This window comes from Bacillus sp. ISO11, from assembly GCF_003458115.1.
Classification (GTDB): Bacteria; Bacillota; Bacilli; order Bacillales; family Bacillaceae_G; genus Bacillus_A; species Bacillus_A cereus.
Genome location: NZ_QXCO01000004.1, coordinates 149,288 through 168,143, shown reverse-complemented (window position 1 = coordinate 168,143; position 18,856 = coordinate 149,288). Strand labels below are relative to the sequence as shown.

Genomic DNA, 18,856 nt, shown 5'->3' with positions numbered 1-18,856 from the left:
AAAAGTAAAGAGAAAAACTTTACACTATTGGTAGAACCTATTTTAGGAGGGAAAAAATGAGAACATCTAATCCAATGTTGAAAAAAGAGGCATTCCGTAAAGAGGGAGCAAGCGCTTCTGCGATGACGATTGGCGGAACAGTAGGCAAAACGTTTATTATGCTTATCTTGCTACTTGCAACGTCTGTCTATTCATACATACAGATGATGCAGGGGACGATGAAGATGCCAGTATTAATTGGTGCTTTAATCGTTGCGGCAATCATCGCATTCGCGTCTATGTTCTTCCCGCGTATTTCACCTTTTGGTGCACCAATCTATGCAGCGGTAGAAGGGGTTGTGTTAGGAAGTATTTCAGCAGTTTATACAATGAAATTTGGCGATTCTATCGTTTTAAATGCTGTATTACTAACAATCTCAATTCTATTTGCAATGTTAGTGTTATATGCAACACGCGTAGTAAAAGTAACGGATAAATTCCGTACAGGCGTTATGGCAGCAACACTTGGAATTATGGTTATGTATTTAGTCGTATTCCTACTAAATATGTTTGGTGTAACTGTTCCATACATTCACCAAGGTGGTACAATCGGTATTATTATTAGTGCAGTTGTTATTGTAGTTGCTGCATTAAACTTATTACTAGATTTCGATTTAATCGAAAATGGTGTACGTAGTCAAGCTCCGAAATATATGGAGTGGTACACTGCGATGGGACTAATGCTTACATTAGTATGGTTATACTTAGAAATTCTTCGTTTCGTTTCTTACTTTACGAAAAATGACTAATAAAAAAATCCTGCATGAGAAATGCAGGATTTTTTTATTTTTAAAGATAAATTGATTTTATGGTATAATATGGATATTTGTAACTTGAGTTAAGGGGGGATGGAATATGATGAAAGAGAAGAAAGTGATTATGAAAAAGCTATTTTCTAAAAGTTTTTTCATAGAACTAGATGATGCTTTAACGTATCCATCATCAAAAGTCATTACTTCAGCAATAGAGAGATATGCGGCTGAATGCAATGAAAGACTAAAATTTGAGAGTAAAGTTAAACCGATTACTTTCTACTTAGAAAATGTAATGTACCGTGCTGAAATAAAGATGGCTCGCGGAGGATATTACATATCTTGTACTGAAGTGTAATAAATTTTGAAACTATACATGTTTGAACTATGTATGGTTTCTTTTTTTGTTTTGTAAGGTCCAAAATAATACTTTCTACTTACGGATATATCATTTTGTGCTTTTTACCATTCAAATATTTCTCCTTACAATGAAGAAAAACATGTGAGGTGGTATAACTTATGATGAATCGAGTTGTATTAATCGGTAGATTGACAAAGGAGCCAGAATTATACTACACAAAACAAGGCGTCGCTTATGCACGAATATGTGTTGCGGTGAATAGAGGATTTCGAAATAGTTTAGGTGAACAACAAGTCGATTTTATTAATTGTGTCGTTTGGCGCAAATCGGCTGAGAATGTAGCTGAATATTGTAAGAAGGGGTCGCTCGTTGGGATTACAGGGCGTATTCAGACTAGTAATTACGATGATGAACAAGGCAAGAGAATATATAGAACTGAAGTTGTGATTGAGAGTATTACCTTTTTGGAGAGAAGGCGGGAGGGGGCATCGTAATAAAAGGTGATTTTAAGTAATAGCTTCGGAAAAAATTGTGGAAAGTATTTTAATAAACTTAAAGAGGGGATACCGCCAGCTTTTTTGAAAAAACAAGTAAAGAGTATACAAAATTTTAGAACGTTTTTTGGCTAATCCAGTAACAAACGAGAATCGTAAAACCCATCACAGGATAGGAATGTATAAAAAGATGAATCGAGTGATAGAAAATAAAAAAAGGGATTCCTTCTGAGCGTAAGGAATCCTCCTTTTTGTTGCTACCGATAATAGGACGTTATGTTAACTTTACATGAATATGTTATACAATAGATAAAAAAGAGATGGGGAGAACAATGAGTATAAACTATCCATTTAAACCAAAATCAAATCGTTATTTAGTACCAGGACAATTTTGGACTATTCCTTTAGATAACAGTAAATTTGCATGTGGTAGAGTAATTGAAACAGATCCAAATAGTAGAAGGTGATTTTTAGCAGGTTTGATGGACTGGATCGGAGATAGCCCACCTATGGCTGAGAATTTAAAAGGTTGTAAAACGTTAATACAAATAGATGTTCATATTAAAACCATTCATGAAACAGCATTGGATGGTTTTATAAGTGGCTATCGTTCATTAGAATTAGATGGAATTGAAACAGAGTATTTCACTTCACAAATGGTTCATGATGAGAATTGTATGTTAATGAAAGGATATTCAGTACTTAGACAGGCGACCAAAGAAGAAGCAGATACGTATGATCAGTTCGGTTACGCAGGTTACATGATGATTAAATGTTACGCAGAAGATTTATTAGCAAATAAATAACTTCCAATAACGAAAATTATGTAAATAAGCTATCCATATGGATAGCTTATTATATTTTTTTGCTTAGCGTGTTTTTTTCAAAAATAATGGCGATGCCTCAAGAAATGGATAAAAAATAAAAATCATCGGAAACGAAAGCTTTTAAAATCCCGTTCCTAATTTAAAATGTAAAAAGAATGAAATAGTATGGTAGCGGGAAGAAAGTAGTAAAATTAAGCATCCGAGTAGGAGTATAGAGTGATAACATGTTACAATACAGCTAAGAACATGCAATAAAGGAGAGTTTTTTACGTGAAGATTAAAGCAATTGAACCGACGCCAAGTCCAAACACAATGAAAGTTATTTTGAATGAAGTATTACCATCAGGAGCACGTAATAATTATACTAATGAAAATAAAGAACAAGCACCAATGCAAGTGCAAGAAATTTTGAAAATTGAAGGCATTAAAGGTGTGTATCATGTAGCCGACTTTTTAGCAGTGGAGCGAAATGCGAAGTATGACTGGAAAGTTTTATTACAACAAGTTCGTGCTGTTTTCGGCGAAGAAGTATTGGAAGAAAGTGAAGAACAACAACTTGCTCATTTTGGAGAAGTGAAAGTGTTTGTTCAAATGTTCTTTACAATTCCAATGCAAGTAAAGTTAACAGATGGAACGACGGAAGAACGTGTTGGTTTACCAGATCGTTTTAAAGAATCAATTATGAAAGTGCAAATGTCTGCACCAAACGTTGTAAAAGAGCGTAAATGGGTAGAACAAAGTACACGTTACGGTAATTTTGAAGAAATTGGGAAAGAAGTAGTGGAAGAGATTGTTGCTGCTTATTCAGAAGAACGTGTAAATGAAACGGTTAAAGAATTATTAAATCAAGCAGGTGCTGTTGAAGTAACGATTCAAAAGCGTGAGCCATATAAAGTAACAGAAGAGATGATGAAAGATTCTGACTGGAAAAACCGTTTTGCAGCATTAGAACAAATGGATCCTACTGAAGAAGATATTCCAGTGTTGAAGATGGCGTTAGATGATGAAAAAGTTTCAATACGCCGCTTAGCAACAGCGTATTTAGGTATGGTAAAAGGTGATGAAGTATTACCGTTATTATATAAAGCGTTGTTAGATCGCTCTGTAAGTGTTCGCCGTACTGCAGGAGATTGTTTATCAGATGTAGGTGATCCGGCAGCGATGTTCGTTATGATTAAATCTCTGAAAGACCCAAGTAAATTAGTACGCTGGCGTGCAGCGATGTTCTTATTTGAACTTGGAGATGAAAGTGCGATTCCAGCATTAAAAGCAGCGCAAGATGATCCAGAGTTTGAAGTAGCGATGCAAGCACGTCTAGCATTAGAGCGTATTGAAGGCGGAGAAGAAGCAAAAGGTTCTGTATGGAAACAAATGACGGAGTCACGTAAAGGGGAATAATGCATGATTGTTTTCTATGATAGTTGGTGTCCGATGTGTACGGCCGTTGCAGAACGTACGAAAAAATTAGATAAAAAGGGTAAGATGAAATTTGTTTCATTTCGAAATGAAGATGTAGTTGAGAAGTATGAGCTTTCTCAAGAACTACAAAGTAAGATGGAACAAAGACTGTATATTTTAAAAAATAATAAGTGGTATGACGGTATTCAGAGCATAGATGTATTAGCAAAGGCCGTTCCATCTTATTGGTTTGCAGTTCCTTTTATAAAGTTATCTATCGTACTTGGTTTTGGAAGTAAAGTATACGATTATATCGCTAATAATAGAAAACTTGTTCCAGTGGGACATTGCCGCGGTGGGGTTTGTGAAATCCCTACAAAAAAATGAAATCATCGTTATCTTTCTTTTGCACCTATTAATAGAGCGTGATATGATGAATTTGGAATGAAAGTTGAAGGAGAGATTACAAGATGTCAAATGCTTATGAAGAATACATGCGCCAAATGGTAATCCCAATGCGCCAAGAGTTAGTGCGTTCTGGGTTTGAAGAGTTAACTACAGAAGAAGCTGTAACAGAATTTATGGAAAATACATCAGGTACAACTTTAGTAGTTGTAAACTCTGTTTGTGGTTGTGCAGCTGGTTTAGCACGTCCATCAGCAGGTCAAGCGGTTGTTCGTGCTGAAAAACAACCTGATCATCTTGTAACTGTATTCGCAGGTCAAGATAAAGATGCTACTGCAAAAATGCGTGAATACTTCGGAGAAATTCCTCCATCTTCACCATCTATGGCATTATTAAAAGGAAAAGAAGTTGTTCACTTCATTCACCGTCATGAAATTGAAGGTGCAACTATGGACGAAATTATTACGAACTTAGAACAAGCTTTCGAAAAGAATTGCTAAAGAAGGGGGAGAGTAAATCTCCCTCTTTTCTTTATATAGAGGTGAAACAATGATCGTAACAACAGCAGGAAGAACGAATAAAGAAATGACAGATTATGCAAAGCTGGTAGCCGCAGAATTAAATGCTTCTTTCGTTAAACGTAATGACATACCAGTACATAAGCTGCATGAGCAGTATGAACAAGATGTGCTTGTCGTAGGGAAGAACCGATTAGCTATTTATCCGAAAGGTACGGAAGAATCGTTTTTCTTTCATCCGAACTCAGCGATGTTTCGTGTGAAAAGGTTAATGCGTGGAGAACACGATCCGTTTGTACAAGCCACGCAATTAGAGAGAGGAATGACAGTGTTAGATTGTACGCTCGGGATGGCATCAGATAGTATTGTAGCTAGTTATGTTGTTGGTGAAAGCGGAAAAGTAACAGGACTTGAAGGCAATGAGTATATGGCTTATATTATGGAAAATGGTTTGAAAACATGGTCTTCATCCGTTTCTGAAATTGATGAAGCAATGCAAAGAATTCAAGTAAAGAAAACGGAGCATTTTTCATTTTTAGCGCAATGTGAAGACAATAGTTACGATGTCGTTTACCTTGATCCGATGTTTGAAGAAACTGTCATAGAATCCGACGGAATTAAAGGATTAAAACACTTCGCTTTGTATCATGATATTACTGATGAAACAATTGCGGAGGCAAAACGAGTGGCGAGAAAACGTGTCGTTTTAAAAGATCATTTTCGTAGTTCTAGATTTGAAAAACACAATTTTTATGTATACAAAAGAAAAAGTGCTAAGTTTCACTTTGGTGTAATTGACCCTTGCTAATTGTTTGAAAAGATGTATAATAAGCAATAATTAATTAAATATACTGTCTGTGATGAAGAGAGTAGTCTTTTTTAGAAGGAAAGCGAGCTAGGGATGGTGTGAGCCTAGTACGGAAGAAAAAGATGAAGCGCACTTCGGAGATGCTTCTTGAACGAATAGTAGAGAAAGCCGAGGCCCCCTGTCCTCGTTATAAACGGGAAAGTGGTTCGTAACGAACAACAAGGGTGGTACCACGGGTTAAAACTCGTCTCTTTTTTAGAGACGAGTTTTTTGTGTTTTAAAAAATAAGGAGGTTGTATCATGGATTATAAAATGCAGTTTGTGGAAAGTTTATCTAATATTTTCACGAATGAATTAACGCAAAAACAAATTTTAGATTTAATTGAAACACCGAAACAAGATGAATTTGGAGATGCAGCGTTCCCATGCTTTTCATTAGCGAAGCAATATAAAAAAGCACCAGCTCTTATTGCAAAGGAAGTTGCTGAGAAATTCAATGATCCGTTTTTTACGAAAGTAGAAGCCGTTGGTCCTTATGTAAATGTATTTTTCAATCGTGAAACTGTAAGTGATGCAGTATTAAAAACAGTTTTAGCGGAGAAAGAAGAGTTCGGTCAAAACCACTTTGGCTGTGAAAAAACAGTAGTAATTGATTATTCCTCTCCTAATATCGCGAAACCTTTTTCGATGGGACATTTACGTTCTACAATGATAGGAAATTCGCTGAAACATATCGCTGAAAAATGTGGCTATGAAGTTGTAGGGATTAATTATATAGGAGATTGGGGAACACAGTTTGGAAAGTTAATTACGGCTTATAAAAAATGGGGAAATGAAGCAGTAGTTAAAGAAGATCCAATACGTGAGCTATTTAAGTTATATGTCCAATTCCATGAAGAGGTAAAAGACGACGAAGAACTAGAAGAAGAAGGACGTGCTTGGTTTAAGAAATTAGAAGAAGGTGATGAAGAAGCGGTAGAGCTTTGGAATTGGTTCCGTCATGAGTCCCTTAAAGAATTTGCTCGCATTTATGAACTTCTCGGCGTAGAATTTACTAATTTTCAGGGAGAAGCATTTTATAATAATTTAATGGAAGATTTTATTGGGATTTTAGAAGAACATGAGTTGCTTGAAGAATCAGAAGGTGCATTAGTCGTTAATTTAGAAGAAGAAGGAATGCCGCCTTGTTTAATTAGAAAATCAGATGGTGCGACGATTTATGCAACGCGTGACTTAACGGCAGCTTTATATCGTCAAAACACTTATGGGTTTGATAAAGCGCTATATGTTGTTGGTCCAGAACAAAGCTTACATTTCAATCAATTTTTCACCGTATTAAAAAAACTTGGCTATACTTGGGTTGATGGTATGGAACACGTACCATTTGGCTTCATTTTAAAAGATGGTAAGAAAATGTCGACACGTAAAGGAAGAGTTATTTTACTTGAAGAAGTACTCGAAGAAGCAATCGAACTTGCAAAACAAAATATTGAAGAGAAAAATCCAAACTTAAAACAAAAAGAAGTAGTAGCAAAGCAAGTCGGTGTTGGTGCAGTCATCTTCCACGATTTAAAAAATGAGCGTATGCATAATATCGAATTCTCATTAGAAAATATGCTGAAATTTGAAGGAGAAACAGGACCTTACGTACAGTACACACATGCACGTGCTTGTTCTATTTTAAGAAAAGAAAGTGTAGAATTTGAAACATGTACATTTGCTTTAAAAGACGATCATAGCTGGAGTGTCGTAAAATTACTTAATAAATTCCCTCAAGTAATTGAAGCGGCTTTCAATAAAAATGAGCCATCTATTATTTCGAAATATATATTAGATGTAGCACAATCATTCAATAAATATTACGGTAATGTTCGTATATTAGAAGAGAGCAAAGAAAAAGACAGCAGACTCGCATTGGTTTATGCTGTGACGGTTGTATTAAAAGAAGGATTACGTTTACTTGGGGTGGAGGCACCTGAGGAAATGTAACATAGTAGTAAACTGACAAACTGGGTCTAGTATAAACCTGGTTTGTTTTTTTATTGGATATATATTTTTTTTGCAAAATCAATTAAAATCTTTTTAGAGAGGGTGATTCATATTGATTCGAACTTTTATTTTACAAATTCCTTGTCATAGAAGATTAGATAGGAGTTTTTTTAAACTACAAAAGTACATACCTTTATGTGCGCGTTGTACAGGCATGCTTATTGGTATTTTAATGTTTCCAATTTATTTTTATATGACACCTTCATTTCTTTTGGCAATCATACTATCATTTTTCGCTCAAATTCCGTTACTTATCGATGGGTTCACCCAAAAGTGGAAATGGAGAAGTAGCTCAAATTTGCTAAGAATAACTACTGGTGTATTAAGCGGTAATGGTATGGGATTATTCATTTCCTCTAGTGTTATATGGATATTATCTTAAGATATATAGTAATGGAGGTATTTACATAGATGTTCTGGATTTATTTAATTCTAATTTTTATTTCAGGCGGAAGTGGAATTGGTTTTATGACTCAAAATAAGTATACAGAAGCAATAATAGCTTTTGTTATTTGTATACTATTGTTTGGGCTACTGTATTATTATCTTAAAAGAAACAAAAGAAAGAGAAAAGCAGATTGTGACGATTTAGACTGTACGGATTGTTTTGATTGTGATTGTACTTGTTAAATTTTTCTTCCAAATAAAAAGCTAGTGTATTTTTAATAATACACTAGCTTTTTGCTTTGAAATTTTAAGAAAAGTGTAGGAATACGGCTATTATATAGAGAACTTTAGTTTTGTATATAAAAGGAGGCGGGAAAATAATCTGTTTTGAACCACATTGGATTTCTAATATGGCTTCTTATTTACTAGATGGGGAGAAACAATCGGAATTTATTCAGCTAGGTGTTTTGCAGAAATTATTTGAAAGTGATACGCAAAGAAATGGTAAAGATGGCAATATAGGCATGAAAATACCGATATATTTAAGTGAATTAGGTGTGAAAAATATTGAATGTAGAGTAAGCGATAAAGTGAACTTTTTAGATTCAAATATGCATCACAATGATAAAAACGATTTGTATCAATCATTAAAAGAAGAGGGGATTGCAGGTGATCCGGGTGATAAGCAACAATTTGTAGAACGTTTAATAGCCAGAGGATTAACATATGATAATGCGCTAGCTCAATATGAAGCTGAACTACGATTTTTTAAAATATTTCATGTGTATTCTTCTTTTGTATACGCTCCCAATATGAAAATTACATTTGGTGACATAGTTTGTTAAAAGGTATGATGTATAAGGATTGTCGTTTAATGTCGATAAGTCGATATTCGACATATAATCGCTGATAAATGTTAAGAATCGGTCGATATAATTTGAAAATCGCCGATAAAATGAAAGAATCGCTGATATATTTGAATTATCGCCGATATAATTTTATGTACTAATTTCAGCTTCTACAAGATTAAAACCGCATGTTACGTTATTCCATATAATTAAACAAAATACGGAGAAAAACAATCATTTTTACTATATTTTGTTATAAATTTGAATAATATTAATTAATACCATCCACTATAAGAGATTTTAGTTGAATACATACTATATGGTGTGTAAAATCTAAGCAAGTAGCAGTTTAAATATAAATTCGAGGTGAATGCATGCTAGATTTTAAGCAGTTAGAAACTTGTTTAAAAGACAAGAGATTTGTAGATGGATTACAGGAAATAAATAATGAAATTGCATATATAAAAGAAACGAATACTTTATCCTATGTGAAGAATTGGCTTGCCAATATTCCTTCGCATAAGGAGTTCGATATATTAATTCGCCTTACTGATGAAGGGCTTATGCACCAATACAGTTCATTCCTCATTCGTTACGCTTATAAAAAATTCCCAAATATGAGAACGCTCTCTTTATATTGTGATGAGTTAATTGATGAGCGGAAAATTCTTGAAGCAGAGCAGTTGTTAAAATCTTCTTTAGAAGAGTTAAGTAAAGAAGAAATAGATGCAGATTTTTTAGCGAAAACATATTTTACGTTAGTACGATGTCTTTTAGAAATGAAACGAAACGAAGAAGCGTTAATGTATATGCAAAAAGCAGAGGAGTACAGTGCGCGCGCAGTGTTTGATAAATGGGGCTACGTTTATATGCATACAGGTGAATGGGAGAAAGCGGAAAAACAATTTATTGCTGGCATGCAGCATGAAGATTGTGAAGAGTTATCTACCTATTTATTATCACAATTGTATGCGAATAAAGGAGAACAAAAACGCGCGATACAGTTAATCGATGATGCGATTGTAAAATTCCCACAAGTACCATATTTTCATTTTGAGAAGATAAAGTATTTATTAGATTTAGAGCAATATGAAGAGATGTTAGCGGTAATAGATAATATAAATACTCAGCTGCCATATCATGCCTATAATACTTACTTTGTACATTTACGTGCAGAAGCGCTGTACAAAATGAATAAATTTGCAGATTTACAAAAACTATTAAAAGAAGAAAAGAGTTTAAAAGAATCTTTATATCATAATTTAGAAAAAAATCCGGATGGAAAAAAGGTTCACTTGCCGATAGTTCCTATTGTACAAAAGGATAATTATTGTGTTCCGACAAGCTTAGAGATGATGTTGCGTATATGGGGAGAGAAACGTACACAAGATGAAATAGCAGAGTTTATTTTTGATATGACAGGATCGAAGTTTTCAGATACTGTTTCTTATTTAGAAGAATTAGGTTATGAATATCGTTATTTTAAAGGAAATGAAGAGAATTATAAGAGACTGATTGACGAAGGAATTCCTGTTTTATTAAGTATAGATATTGAGCATGCTTCACACGTACAAGTTCTATCTGGATATGATGATACATTGCAAGCTTTCTATGTTCAAGATCCAAACTTTATAGAGCCAGTTCTTGTGGAATATAGTAAAGTACAAGAAAAATATCGTTATACAGGCTGTTTAGCAATCACGTTTGTTCCGAAAGAAAAGAAGGAGCAACTAGCGTTTCTAAGTGAAGAAGAAAATCGTTACTTTAAATCTATTTTTTCTCTTACGGATCATTTAGATGAACATGACAAAGAGGGAATTAGTAACTTAGTACAATTTTTAAAAGAAACGAGTGATAATCCAAATACGTGGTTATATACGATAAAGCACTTAGATGTTGAAGTAGATAAAGAATTTATTTTATATTGTATCGATAAGTTAATGGAAAAGTTTCCGAACTCGGACTTTGTTAAATTGCATGGTGCACAGTGTTTTATTCGTCTTCAAGAAGTAGAGAAAGCGGAGCAAATGCTGACAAGCGTTGAGAAGAAAAATAATCGTGCTTTATATCATTTAATAAACGGAAGATATGCGTTTGAACAGGAAAGTTATCTAGAAGCGATTTCAAGCTTTCGTTCATCGTTACAATTAGACGCAGATCAGCCTATTGCTTGGAGTTTTCTCGCTTTATCCTATATGTATATTGATCAATCTGAAAAAGCATTGCAATACTCTCAAGTTGCGTTAGAGCGTAGTCCTGAAAGGTTCACTTTAACAAATCACGGTTTAATATTAATAGATTTAGAAAGATATGAAGAAGCATATGAAATCTTTAATGACTTGTTAAAAGAGTATAAATATGAAGCGCATGTATGGTATGAACGAGCGAGATGTGCACATCAACTAGGGAAATTATATTTAGCAATAAAAGGGCTTAAAGTAGCGATTCATTTGGATAGTAATGCACCTTACATTTATACGAAACTTTCGGAAATATACGAATCTGATTTGAAGGATGAGGAAAGTGCGAAAGAAATTTTATTAAACGGTATTGAGAATTGTGATGATAAAGCACCTCTTTACGTAAAATTAGGTGACTATCATTTTCAAAATGATAGCTTGGAAGAAGCAGAAGTATTGTATAAGCGTGCTTTAGAAGAAAATGATGAGGATGTTTATTCTCACTTCGGACTTACACAAGTTTATATGGCAAGAGAACAATATAAGGAAGCAAAAGAATATATTCTTGGTCTTGAGAAGCAAATTGAAAAGAGCCAAGATTTCCTCATGAATGCAGGAATGGTTTTATGGGATGCTGAAATAGAACTTGGTGGAAATGAAGAAGGATTTAAAGTAGCGCTATCTAAGTTAGAAAATGGTATAAAGAAAAGTGATTATAATGTAGCAAGTGCGTTAGATGAATATGTGAATCGAATTAAAGGAACGGAATTTGTACAACGAGGTATAGCATTTTTAAGAACGTTACACAAAGAAAGAAATGAAGTAAGTGAGTACGGTTGTTATGCAGGTATTTTATATGAATCTATTGGACAGTACGGCCAAGCGATGAAAAGATATAATAAGGCGATAGAACAAATGGAAACGGCATTACCGTATTACCGAATTGGCGAAACACTTATGGCATTAGGGCAATTGACGGAAGCAAAGCAGGCGTATGAAACATGTTTAGAGTTTAATGGGAATTTCGTAGGTGTACATTTACAGCTTGCGGAAATATACGAAAAAGAAGAAAACCGTTCTAAAGAACAAAGTCATATGGTTCAGGCGATGAAAGAAGAGCCGTTGCATATTAATATGGAATATTTGGCACAGCTTTCAGTAGAAATGAACCTTCAGGAAGAATTGCTGATTGAACTAGAACAATTAGTGGACGAAGTACCTGAAATATGGCGTTTAGATGCGATTGCATATGTGTACGGAGCGATGAATGAAACAGATAAAGAACAAGCACAGATTGAATACGCGCTACAATTAGATGGTGAGCATATAGAAGTACTATATCATTATGCAAAAGTATTAGTGAAAAAAAGAAATGTAAAAGCAATTGAAGTTGCAATGAAAGTAATACAAAAAGATTTTGATAATGAACGTATATTTGATGTTTATGTAAAAGCAGTAGAGCAACATAAAAAATTGTCTAACATACGAGATTTTCTTCATACATTAAAGGTGAAAAAAGCAGAAAGAAGTACAGCATTCATGTATGCTGCAGCTGCGGTTACGGAAATATGGATTGAACGCCAGCTGCATGAACAGCCGAAACGATCTATCATTACGAGAGCTTTTTATCGTATGAAAAATCGTGCGAAAGAAATTTCAATGGTTACTATGATAATTGATTTATATGAAATCTCTTTAAAGTTAAATCCGAAAAATAGTATGGCAGCACAGCGATTTGCGCTATTTTATGAGAATGTAGAGATGAATAAAGAAGCAATAGAGATTCTGCACACGTCACTAGAAAATAAATGGGATTATGACGTAGCGAAGCAACTTGTAAATCTTTTCGTTGAGTGCGAGGAAGAAGATATGTTAAGAGATGCTTTGGAATTAACGAAACAAATGGTTCGAGAACTACCAGATGATTATGATACTCTTCTTCTGCAAGCACAAGTATTCTTTAAAGCAGGGGAAGAAAGAAAAGCAGAAAAGATTATCTTACAATTAACAGAGCAAACACCGTTTGTAAGTAGAGCATTTCTTGCTTTAGGAGAAATATATCAAAGTCAAGAAAGGTTTGAAGAGGCAATTCATGTATTAGAAAATGCTTCTGTACATCATCCAAATGAAACAGCAATTCTTCTTTCTTTAGCATCTTCATATCATGGTGTCGGCCAAACGATAAAGGCAGAAAAAATAACAAATGAAGTATTAATAATTGACGCGAGTGATTTGTTAGCAAGATATGATCGTGCTTGTTATTTAGCGCAGTTAAATAGAAATGAAGAGGCGAAGGAAGAGCTTGAATTTGTCCTTCGTGAGGATGAATCGGGATTTTTTGCTGAACTTATTGAGGATGATGAAAATTTAGCAGCATTGCGAGAATTTGAAAAGTAATTGTATAAGAATAGGGGAAAAAGATAAGGGTATATTTTGAATTAGTTGACAATTAGTTGCTAAATGGCATAAAATAACTTTTAACAAAGTATACAAATCTGAAGACGAGAAAGAGTAAAATAGTGAGCTGTTCTCCAGAGAGCCGGTATATTGCTGAAAGCCGGTGTGCAGACATTATTTGAAAATCATCTCCGAGGAGCCGAGGCTGAAAGTAAGTAAGCCCGGACGGATGTCTACCGTTACAAAGAACACGTATGATAGTACGTTGCTAAGTGCTATTAGTGAAAAAGCTAATAGAATTAGGGTGGTATCGCGGGTAAACCCGTCCCTACTTTATAGGGACGGGTTTTTTGTGTGCTTTAAAATATTCAAAGGAGTGATTGTATATGGAAAAAGTAGATATAAAAGAATCAGCTGTAGGAAGAGAAATGCGAATTCGCAAACAGTGGAACGAACAAAATATTTTCGAACAATCAATTCAGAATCGAGAAGGCGCACAGTCTTTCGTATTTTATGAAGGACCACCAACGGCGAACGGACTACCGCATGTAGGTCATGCACTTGGACGAACAATTAAAGACTTAGTAGCAAGATATAAAACGATGGCTGGTTATAAAGTGTTAAGAAAAGCGGGATGGGATACACATGGTTTACCTGTAGAATTAGGCGTTGAGAAGCAACTTGGTATTTCTGGTAAACATGAGATCGAAGAATATGGCATTGAACCATTTATTCAAAAGTGTAAAGAGAGTGTTTTCACATATGAGAAGCAGTGGCGTGAATTCACTGAAAGTATTGGTTATTGGGTAAATATGGATGATCCATATGTAACTTTAAAGAATCCATATATCGAAAGTGTATGGCATATTTTGGGGACAATCCATGAAAAAGGATTGTTATATAAAGGACATAGAGTTTCACCATACTGCCCAAGCTGCCAAACCTCATTGAGCTCACATGAGGTTGCACAAGGGTATAAAACAGTAAAAGATTTAAGTGCAACTGTGAAGTTTAAAGTGAAAGATAGTGAAAATGAGTATTTCTTAGGTTGGACCACAACACCTTGGACACTTCCAGCAAACGTTGCGCTTGCTGTCCATCCAAATATGGAATACGTTAAAGCAAAACAAGAAAGTCATGTATACATTGTTGCGAAAGAACGTGTACAAGAAGTATTAAAAGAGAACTATGAAGTATTATCTGTTCATAAAGGCGAAGAATTATTAAACACATCTTATACAGCGCCATTTCCGATGAAAGAAGTTACAAATGGTTACCGCGTTATTGCAGCAGATTTTGTAACGGGAGATAGTGGTACAGGACTTGTTCATATTGCTCCAGCATATGGAGAGGACGATTATAGAGTCGTTCAAAGTGAAGGATTGTCATTTTTGCACGTTGTAGATGAAAAAGGTGAGTATACAGAAGCAGTACCATTTTTGAAAGGGAAATTTGTAAAAGATTGTGACGTGGATATCGTTCGTTATTTAGCGAAGGAAGGTTTACTGTATCATAAAGAAAAATATGAACATAGCTATCCGCATTGCTGGCGTTGTGATTCACCACTACTTTATTATGCAGGAGAAAGTTGGTTAATCCGAACAACTGCAATTAAAGATACATTTTTACAAAATAATGATTCTGTTACTTGGTATCCGGATCATATGAAACATGGACGTTTTGGTAAGTTTTTAGAAAATATGGTGGACTGGAATATTAGCCGAAATAGATATTGGGGAACACCATTAAACGTGTGGGAATGTGAAAGTTGTAATCATCAGTTCGCACCGAAGAGCATTGCCGAATTAAGAAAGCATAGTACGAAAGAAACACCGGAAGATTTGGAATTGCATAAGCCGTATGTAGATGAAGTGCAAGTCTGCTGCGAGAAATGCGGAGGAACAATGAATCGTACACCAGAAGTAATTGATGTTTGGTTTGATAGTGGTTCTATGCCATTTGCACAATATCATTACCCATTTGAAAATAAAGAGTTATTTGAAGAGCAGTTTCCAGCGGATGTTATTGCAGAAGGAATTGATCAAACACGCGGCTGGTTTTATAGTTTATTAGCAGTCTCAGCACTATATACAGGAAAAGTACCGTATAAACGAGTGTTATCATTAGGGCATGTCTTAGATGAAGAAGGCCAGAAAATGTCTAAAAGTAAAGGGAATGCACTAGACCCAGTTGATTTAGTAGATAAGTTTGGTGCAGATGCGCTAAGATGGGCTTTACTTGTTGATAGTGCCCCGTGGAATGCGAAGCGTTTTTCTGAAAGAACAGTACTGGAAGCGAAATCTAAATTTGTAGATACATTAGTCAATGTGTATAGCTTCTACGTTTTATATGCAAATTTAGATGAGTATAATCCGAAAGAAAAGTATGATGTAAAGCTTACAAAATTAGACGAATGGGTATTATCAAGGTTGCATAGTACAACGAAAAAAGTGAGAACTGGACTTGATGATTATCAATTTACGAATGCAGCTCGTGAAATTGCAGCACTTGTAGATGAAGTGAGTAACTGGTATGTAAGACGCTCACGTAATCGTTTCTGGGAATCCGGTATGAACGCTGAGAAAGCAGCTGCGTATGAGACACTTCATGAAGTGCTTGTAACAATTAGTAAATTAATTGCACCATTTACACCGTTTGTCGCGGAAGACATTCATCTAAATTTAGAAGGAAGCAGCGTTCATTTAGCCGATTATCCAGTTGTAAATGAATCACTACTTCAACCGAAATTAGAAGCGGAAATGGATGCTGTTTTACAAGTTGTTGAACTTGGAAGAAGTAACCGTAATCAGCATTCTTTAAAAGTAAAACAGCCGCTAGCAGAACTTGTATTACTTGAGCATAACGAGAATGATATGGATTGGGAATCTTATCGTGATATCGTTATGGATGAGTTAAATGTAAAAGCGTTCCATGTTGAACTCGATGAAACAAAATACACATCATATCAATTGAAGCTTAATTTTAAAACAGCGGGGCCGAAGTTCGGTAAAAATGTGAATGCAGTGAATGGTTGGCTAAAACAATTATCACAAGAAGAAGTGCAAAACTTTGTATCAACAGGAAGAGCAGTTTACGAAGCAATACCAGGAGAAGAAGTAGTTGTAACTGCTGAAGATGTGTTAGTTGAGAAAGTTGCAAAATCAGGATTCTCTAATACGACTAACGGACAATATACAGTTATGTTAGATACGAATGTAACGGAAGAATTGTTACAAGAAGGAGTAGCGCGTGAATTCATTCGTGCGGTTCAAGAATATCGTAAACAGTTGAATTTACCAGTTAATTTACGAGTCGATATTATTCTTGATACAGAAGAAGAACTACAGCGAACGTTAACGAACCATAAAGATTTATTGGAAGAAAACTTACTCGTTAAACAATTTACATTTGGTCACTTAACGAACGAAGACGATGAACTTTCTTTAGGTGAAACAAAACTTAGAATTAAATTAAGTGCAGCTAATTAAAGAAAAAAGGAAGTTGGAATGATTCCAACTTCCTTTTTTGTATGATTAGAATTTATTTGACTATACATTCAGTAGGACCACTAGCAATTGTCTTTTTTCATAGCGTACCGAACACAATACTGTAGAAATATATTTCTACAGTATTGTGTTCGGTTTATACATAAATATTGAGAAAATTTCACTTACCCTAAATGAAAAGGTAATAGAAGTGTTCATAGAGAATTACTCGTAGATTCAATTTTTATCCATCCGTTTTGCGGGGAATGATTGCCTAGTGGTAATGGGATAAGGTTGAGCTACTTTATTAGGGGGAGTGGTTCTATGTTTAATAAAAAAATGGTGGCAATGGCAATGACTGTGCCGTTAGTAATGGGGACAATTACTACGGTTTCGGCATTGGAAAAACAACAGCAAGTAAAGTTAGAAGCTTATTCGCCACAGAAAAAAGCAACTGAATATTTAAAAGAAAATGCTGCGCAGTATGGATTGAAAACAGATCTTTCAGACTTGCAATATATTTCTACAACAGAAACGTCAGTAGCTTCATATGTTAGGTTCCAACAAGTTGTTAATGGTGCACCTGTATTTTCAAAACAAATAACAGTTACGCTTAACGGAGAGGGAAAGGGAGTACTCGCTGTTTCTGATTATCAGCCTGTTACAGGTGTGAAGGAAGTAACGACAAAAATTAGTGAAAAAGATGCAATACAAAAATCAATGGCGTATGTTGGAGAAGCAAGTGAGCAAAATTTATGGGCTCCTACAGATAAAGAGTTCGGATATATTGTTGAAGAAGGAATTGCTCGTCCAGTATATAAAGTTGTAGTCCATTCTAATAATCCATTTGGTGCATGGGAAACATTTATTGATGCAGAAAATGGAAAGTTAATTAAAAAGGTTGATATAAACCGAAAAGCTGAAGGGTCAGGAAAAGTATTTTTACCTAACCCAGTCGTATCTAGCGGTAGTAAAGTAGGCTTAAAAGATAATAACGATGCAGATTCAACAGCTCTAACGAACCAACTGAAAACTGTTACGTTAAAAGGTTTAGATGGAACAGGATTTTTAATTGGAGAATATGTAACGATTTCTTCAAAAGCGAAAACAAAATCTACAAACTTACAATTCAACTATACACGTGCAAATGATAGCTTTGAAGATGTTATGTCGTACTATCATATCGACACATTGCAACGTTACATTCAAAGTCTAGGGTTTAAAAATATTAATAATCGTTCGATTAAAGTGAATGTGAATGGAACAACTGATGATAACTCATTCTATTCTCCATCAACAAAAGCTTTAACTTTCGGTACTGGCGGTGTTGATGATGCAGAAGATGCTGGTATTATCGCACATGAATATGGGCATTCGATTCAAGATAACCAAGTTCCTGGCTTTGGTAGTTCAGCAGAAGGTGGAGCGATGGGAGAAGGATTTGGCGACTTCTTAGGTGCTACGTATGAAGATGCAGTATCGACGACAGGGTACGGAAAAGCATGTGTTGGAGAATGGGATGCGACTGCTTATTCTAGTTCAGATCCGACGTGCTTACGCCGATTAGATACGAATAAAGTGTATCCGAAAGATATAACGAATGAAGTGCATGATGATGGTGAAATTTGGGCTCAAGGTCAATACGAAATGGCACAAGCTTTTGGCCGTGATGTAGCAACGAAAATTATTTTACAATCGCACTGGTCATTAACACCAAACTCTAAATTCAGTGATGGAGCGAAAGCGATTAAGCAAGCGGATGCTCTTTTATATGGCGGACAACATGCTGCTGATATCGATCGCATTTGGGCAGCGAGAGGCATTAGTACGAATTAATATAAAAAGTCGTGGCATTTATAAGCCACGACTTTTTAATTTGCTTACGAACTGGTACTAGTAAATAAAGCT

15 protein-coding genes, 1 pseudogene and 2 other annotated features are annotated in these 18,856 nt (G+C 35.0%); all 16 genes and pseudogenes read left to right on the top strand.

Translation table 11 applies throughout. The features are described from left to right. Positions 1-56: 56 nt before the first annotated feature. The 16 genes and pseudogenes from D1166_RS06020 to D1166_RS05950 all read left to right on the top strand — a co-directional run bounded on the left by D1166_RS06020 (position 57) and on the right by D1166_RS05950 (position 18,784). A complete protein-coding gene (locus D1166_RS06020; RefSeq protein ID WP_001260655.1) occupies positions 57-788 on the top strand; it encodes a Bax inhibitor-1/YccA family protein in 732 nt (243 codons plus the stop codon). Positions 789-894: 106 nt separating this feature from the next. Further along, positions 895-1,149 carry a DUF4318 domain-containing protein gene (locus D1166_RS06015; protein ID WP_000975158.1) on the top strand — a complete coding sequence of 85 codons (255 nt, stop codon included), beginning with the start codon at positions 895-897 and terminating at the stop codon, positions 1,147-1,149. A gap of 161 nt (positions 1,150-1,310) precedes the next feature. Then, positions 1,311-1,646 carry a single-stranded DNA-binding protein gene (locus D1166_RS06010; protein ID WP_000982014.1) on the top strand — a complete coding sequence of 112 codons (336 nt, stop codon included), beginning with the start codon at positions 1,311-1,313 and terminating at the stop codon, positions 1,644-1,646. 332 nt (positions 1,647-1,978) lie between these two features. After that, the gene (locus tag D1166_RS31725) at positions 1,979-2,113 is read left to right on the top strand and encodes an Imm26 family immunity protein (RefSeq protein ID WP_000026685.1); all 135 of its coding nucleotides are present in this window, start codon (positions 1,979-1,981) and stop codon (positions 2,111-2,113) included. A 15-nt stretch (positions 2,114-2,128) separates the two neighbouring features. Further along, positions 2,129-2,452, top strand: a complete 324-nt coding sequence (locus D1166_RS06005; protein WP_000383793.1) for a hypothetical protein — start codon at positions 2,129-2,131, stop codon at positions 2,450-2,452. A 291-nt stretch (positions 2,453-2,743) separates the two neighbouring features. Next, complete coding sequence (locus D1166_RS06000; RefSeq protein ID WP_000692564.1) at positions 2,744-3,871, top strand: conserved virulence factor C family protein; 1,128 nt, start codon at positions 2,744-2,746, stop codon at positions 3,869-3,871. Between the two features lie 3 nt (positions 3,872-3,874). Next, entirely contained in the window at positions 3,875-4,258 is a 384-nt protein-coding gene (locus tag D1166_RS05995; protein WP_000634887.1) for a thiol-disulfide oxidoreductase DCC family protein, read from the top strand. An 83-nt stretch (positions 4,259-4,341) separates the two neighbouring features. After that, positions 4,342-4,776, top strand: a complete 435-nt coding sequence (locus tag D1166_RS05990; RefSeq protein ID WP_000063706.1) for a BrxA/BrxB family bacilliredoxin — start codon at positions 4,342-4,344, stop codon at positions 4,774-4,776. A 49-nt stretch (positions 4,777-4,825) separates the two neighbouring features. Then, positions 4,826-5,602 (top strand): class I SAM-dependent methyltransferase, encoded by a 777-nt coding sequence (locus D1166_RS05985; RefSeq protein ID WP_097855895.1) that lies wholly within the window; start codon positions 4,826-4,828, stop codon positions 5,600-5,602. A gap of 40 nt (positions 5,603-5,642) precedes the next feature. Beyond that, positions 5,643-5,857: a binding site (T-box leader), on the top strand. Positions 5,858-5,902: 45 nt separating this feature from the next. Further along, the gene (argS, locus tag D1166_RS05980; protein WP_097855894.1) at positions 5,903-7,591 is read left to right on the top strand and encodes an arginine--tRNA ligase; all 1,689 of its coding nucleotides are present in this window, start codon (positions 5,903-5,905) and stop codon (positions 7,589-7,591) included. Positions 7,592-7,703: 112 nt separating this feature from the next. Then, positions 7,704-8,033 (top strand): DUF2085 domain-containing protein, encoded by a 330-nt coding sequence (locus tag D1166_RS05975; RefSeq protein WP_000621475.1) that lies wholly within the window; start codon positions 7,704-7,706, stop codon positions 8,031-8,033. Positions 8,034-8,062: 29 nt separating this feature from the next. After that, positions 8,063-8,281 (top strand): hypothetical protein, encoded by a 219-nt coding sequence (locus D1166_RS05970; protein ID WP_000498604.1) that lies wholly within the window; start codon positions 8,063-8,065, stop codon positions 8,279-8,281. Between the two features lie 116 nt (positions 8,282-8,397). Continuing rightward, positions 8,398-8,883, top strand: a pseudogene (locus D1166_RS05965) (class I SAM-dependent methyltransferase); the annotation flags it as partial. 377 nt (positions 8,884-9,260) lie between these two features. Next, on the top strand, positions 9,261-13,463 hold the full coding sequence (locus tag D1166_RS05960; RefSeq protein ID WP_097855893.1) for a bacteriocin-processing peptidase family protein: 4,203 nt from the start codon (positions 9,261-9,263) through the stop codon (positions 13,461-13,463). 92 nt (positions 13,464-13,555) lie between these two features. After that, positions 13,556-13,796: a binding site (T-box leader), on the top strand. Between the two features lie 53 nt (positions 13,797-13,849). Next, positions 13,850-16,951: an isoleucine--tRNA ligase gene (gene ileS / locus D1166_RS05955; protein ID WP_097855892.1), complete on the top strand. Its 3,102-nt coding sequence runs from the start codon at positions 13,850-13,852 to the stop codon at positions 16,949-16,951. Between the two features lie 321 nt (positions 16,952-17,272). Next, entirely contained in the window at positions 17,273-18,784 is a 1,512-nt protein-coding gene (locus D1166_RS05950; RefSeq protein ID WP_016117723.1) for a M36 family metallopeptidase, read from the top strand. Positions 18,785-18,856 lie beyond the last annotated feature (72 nt).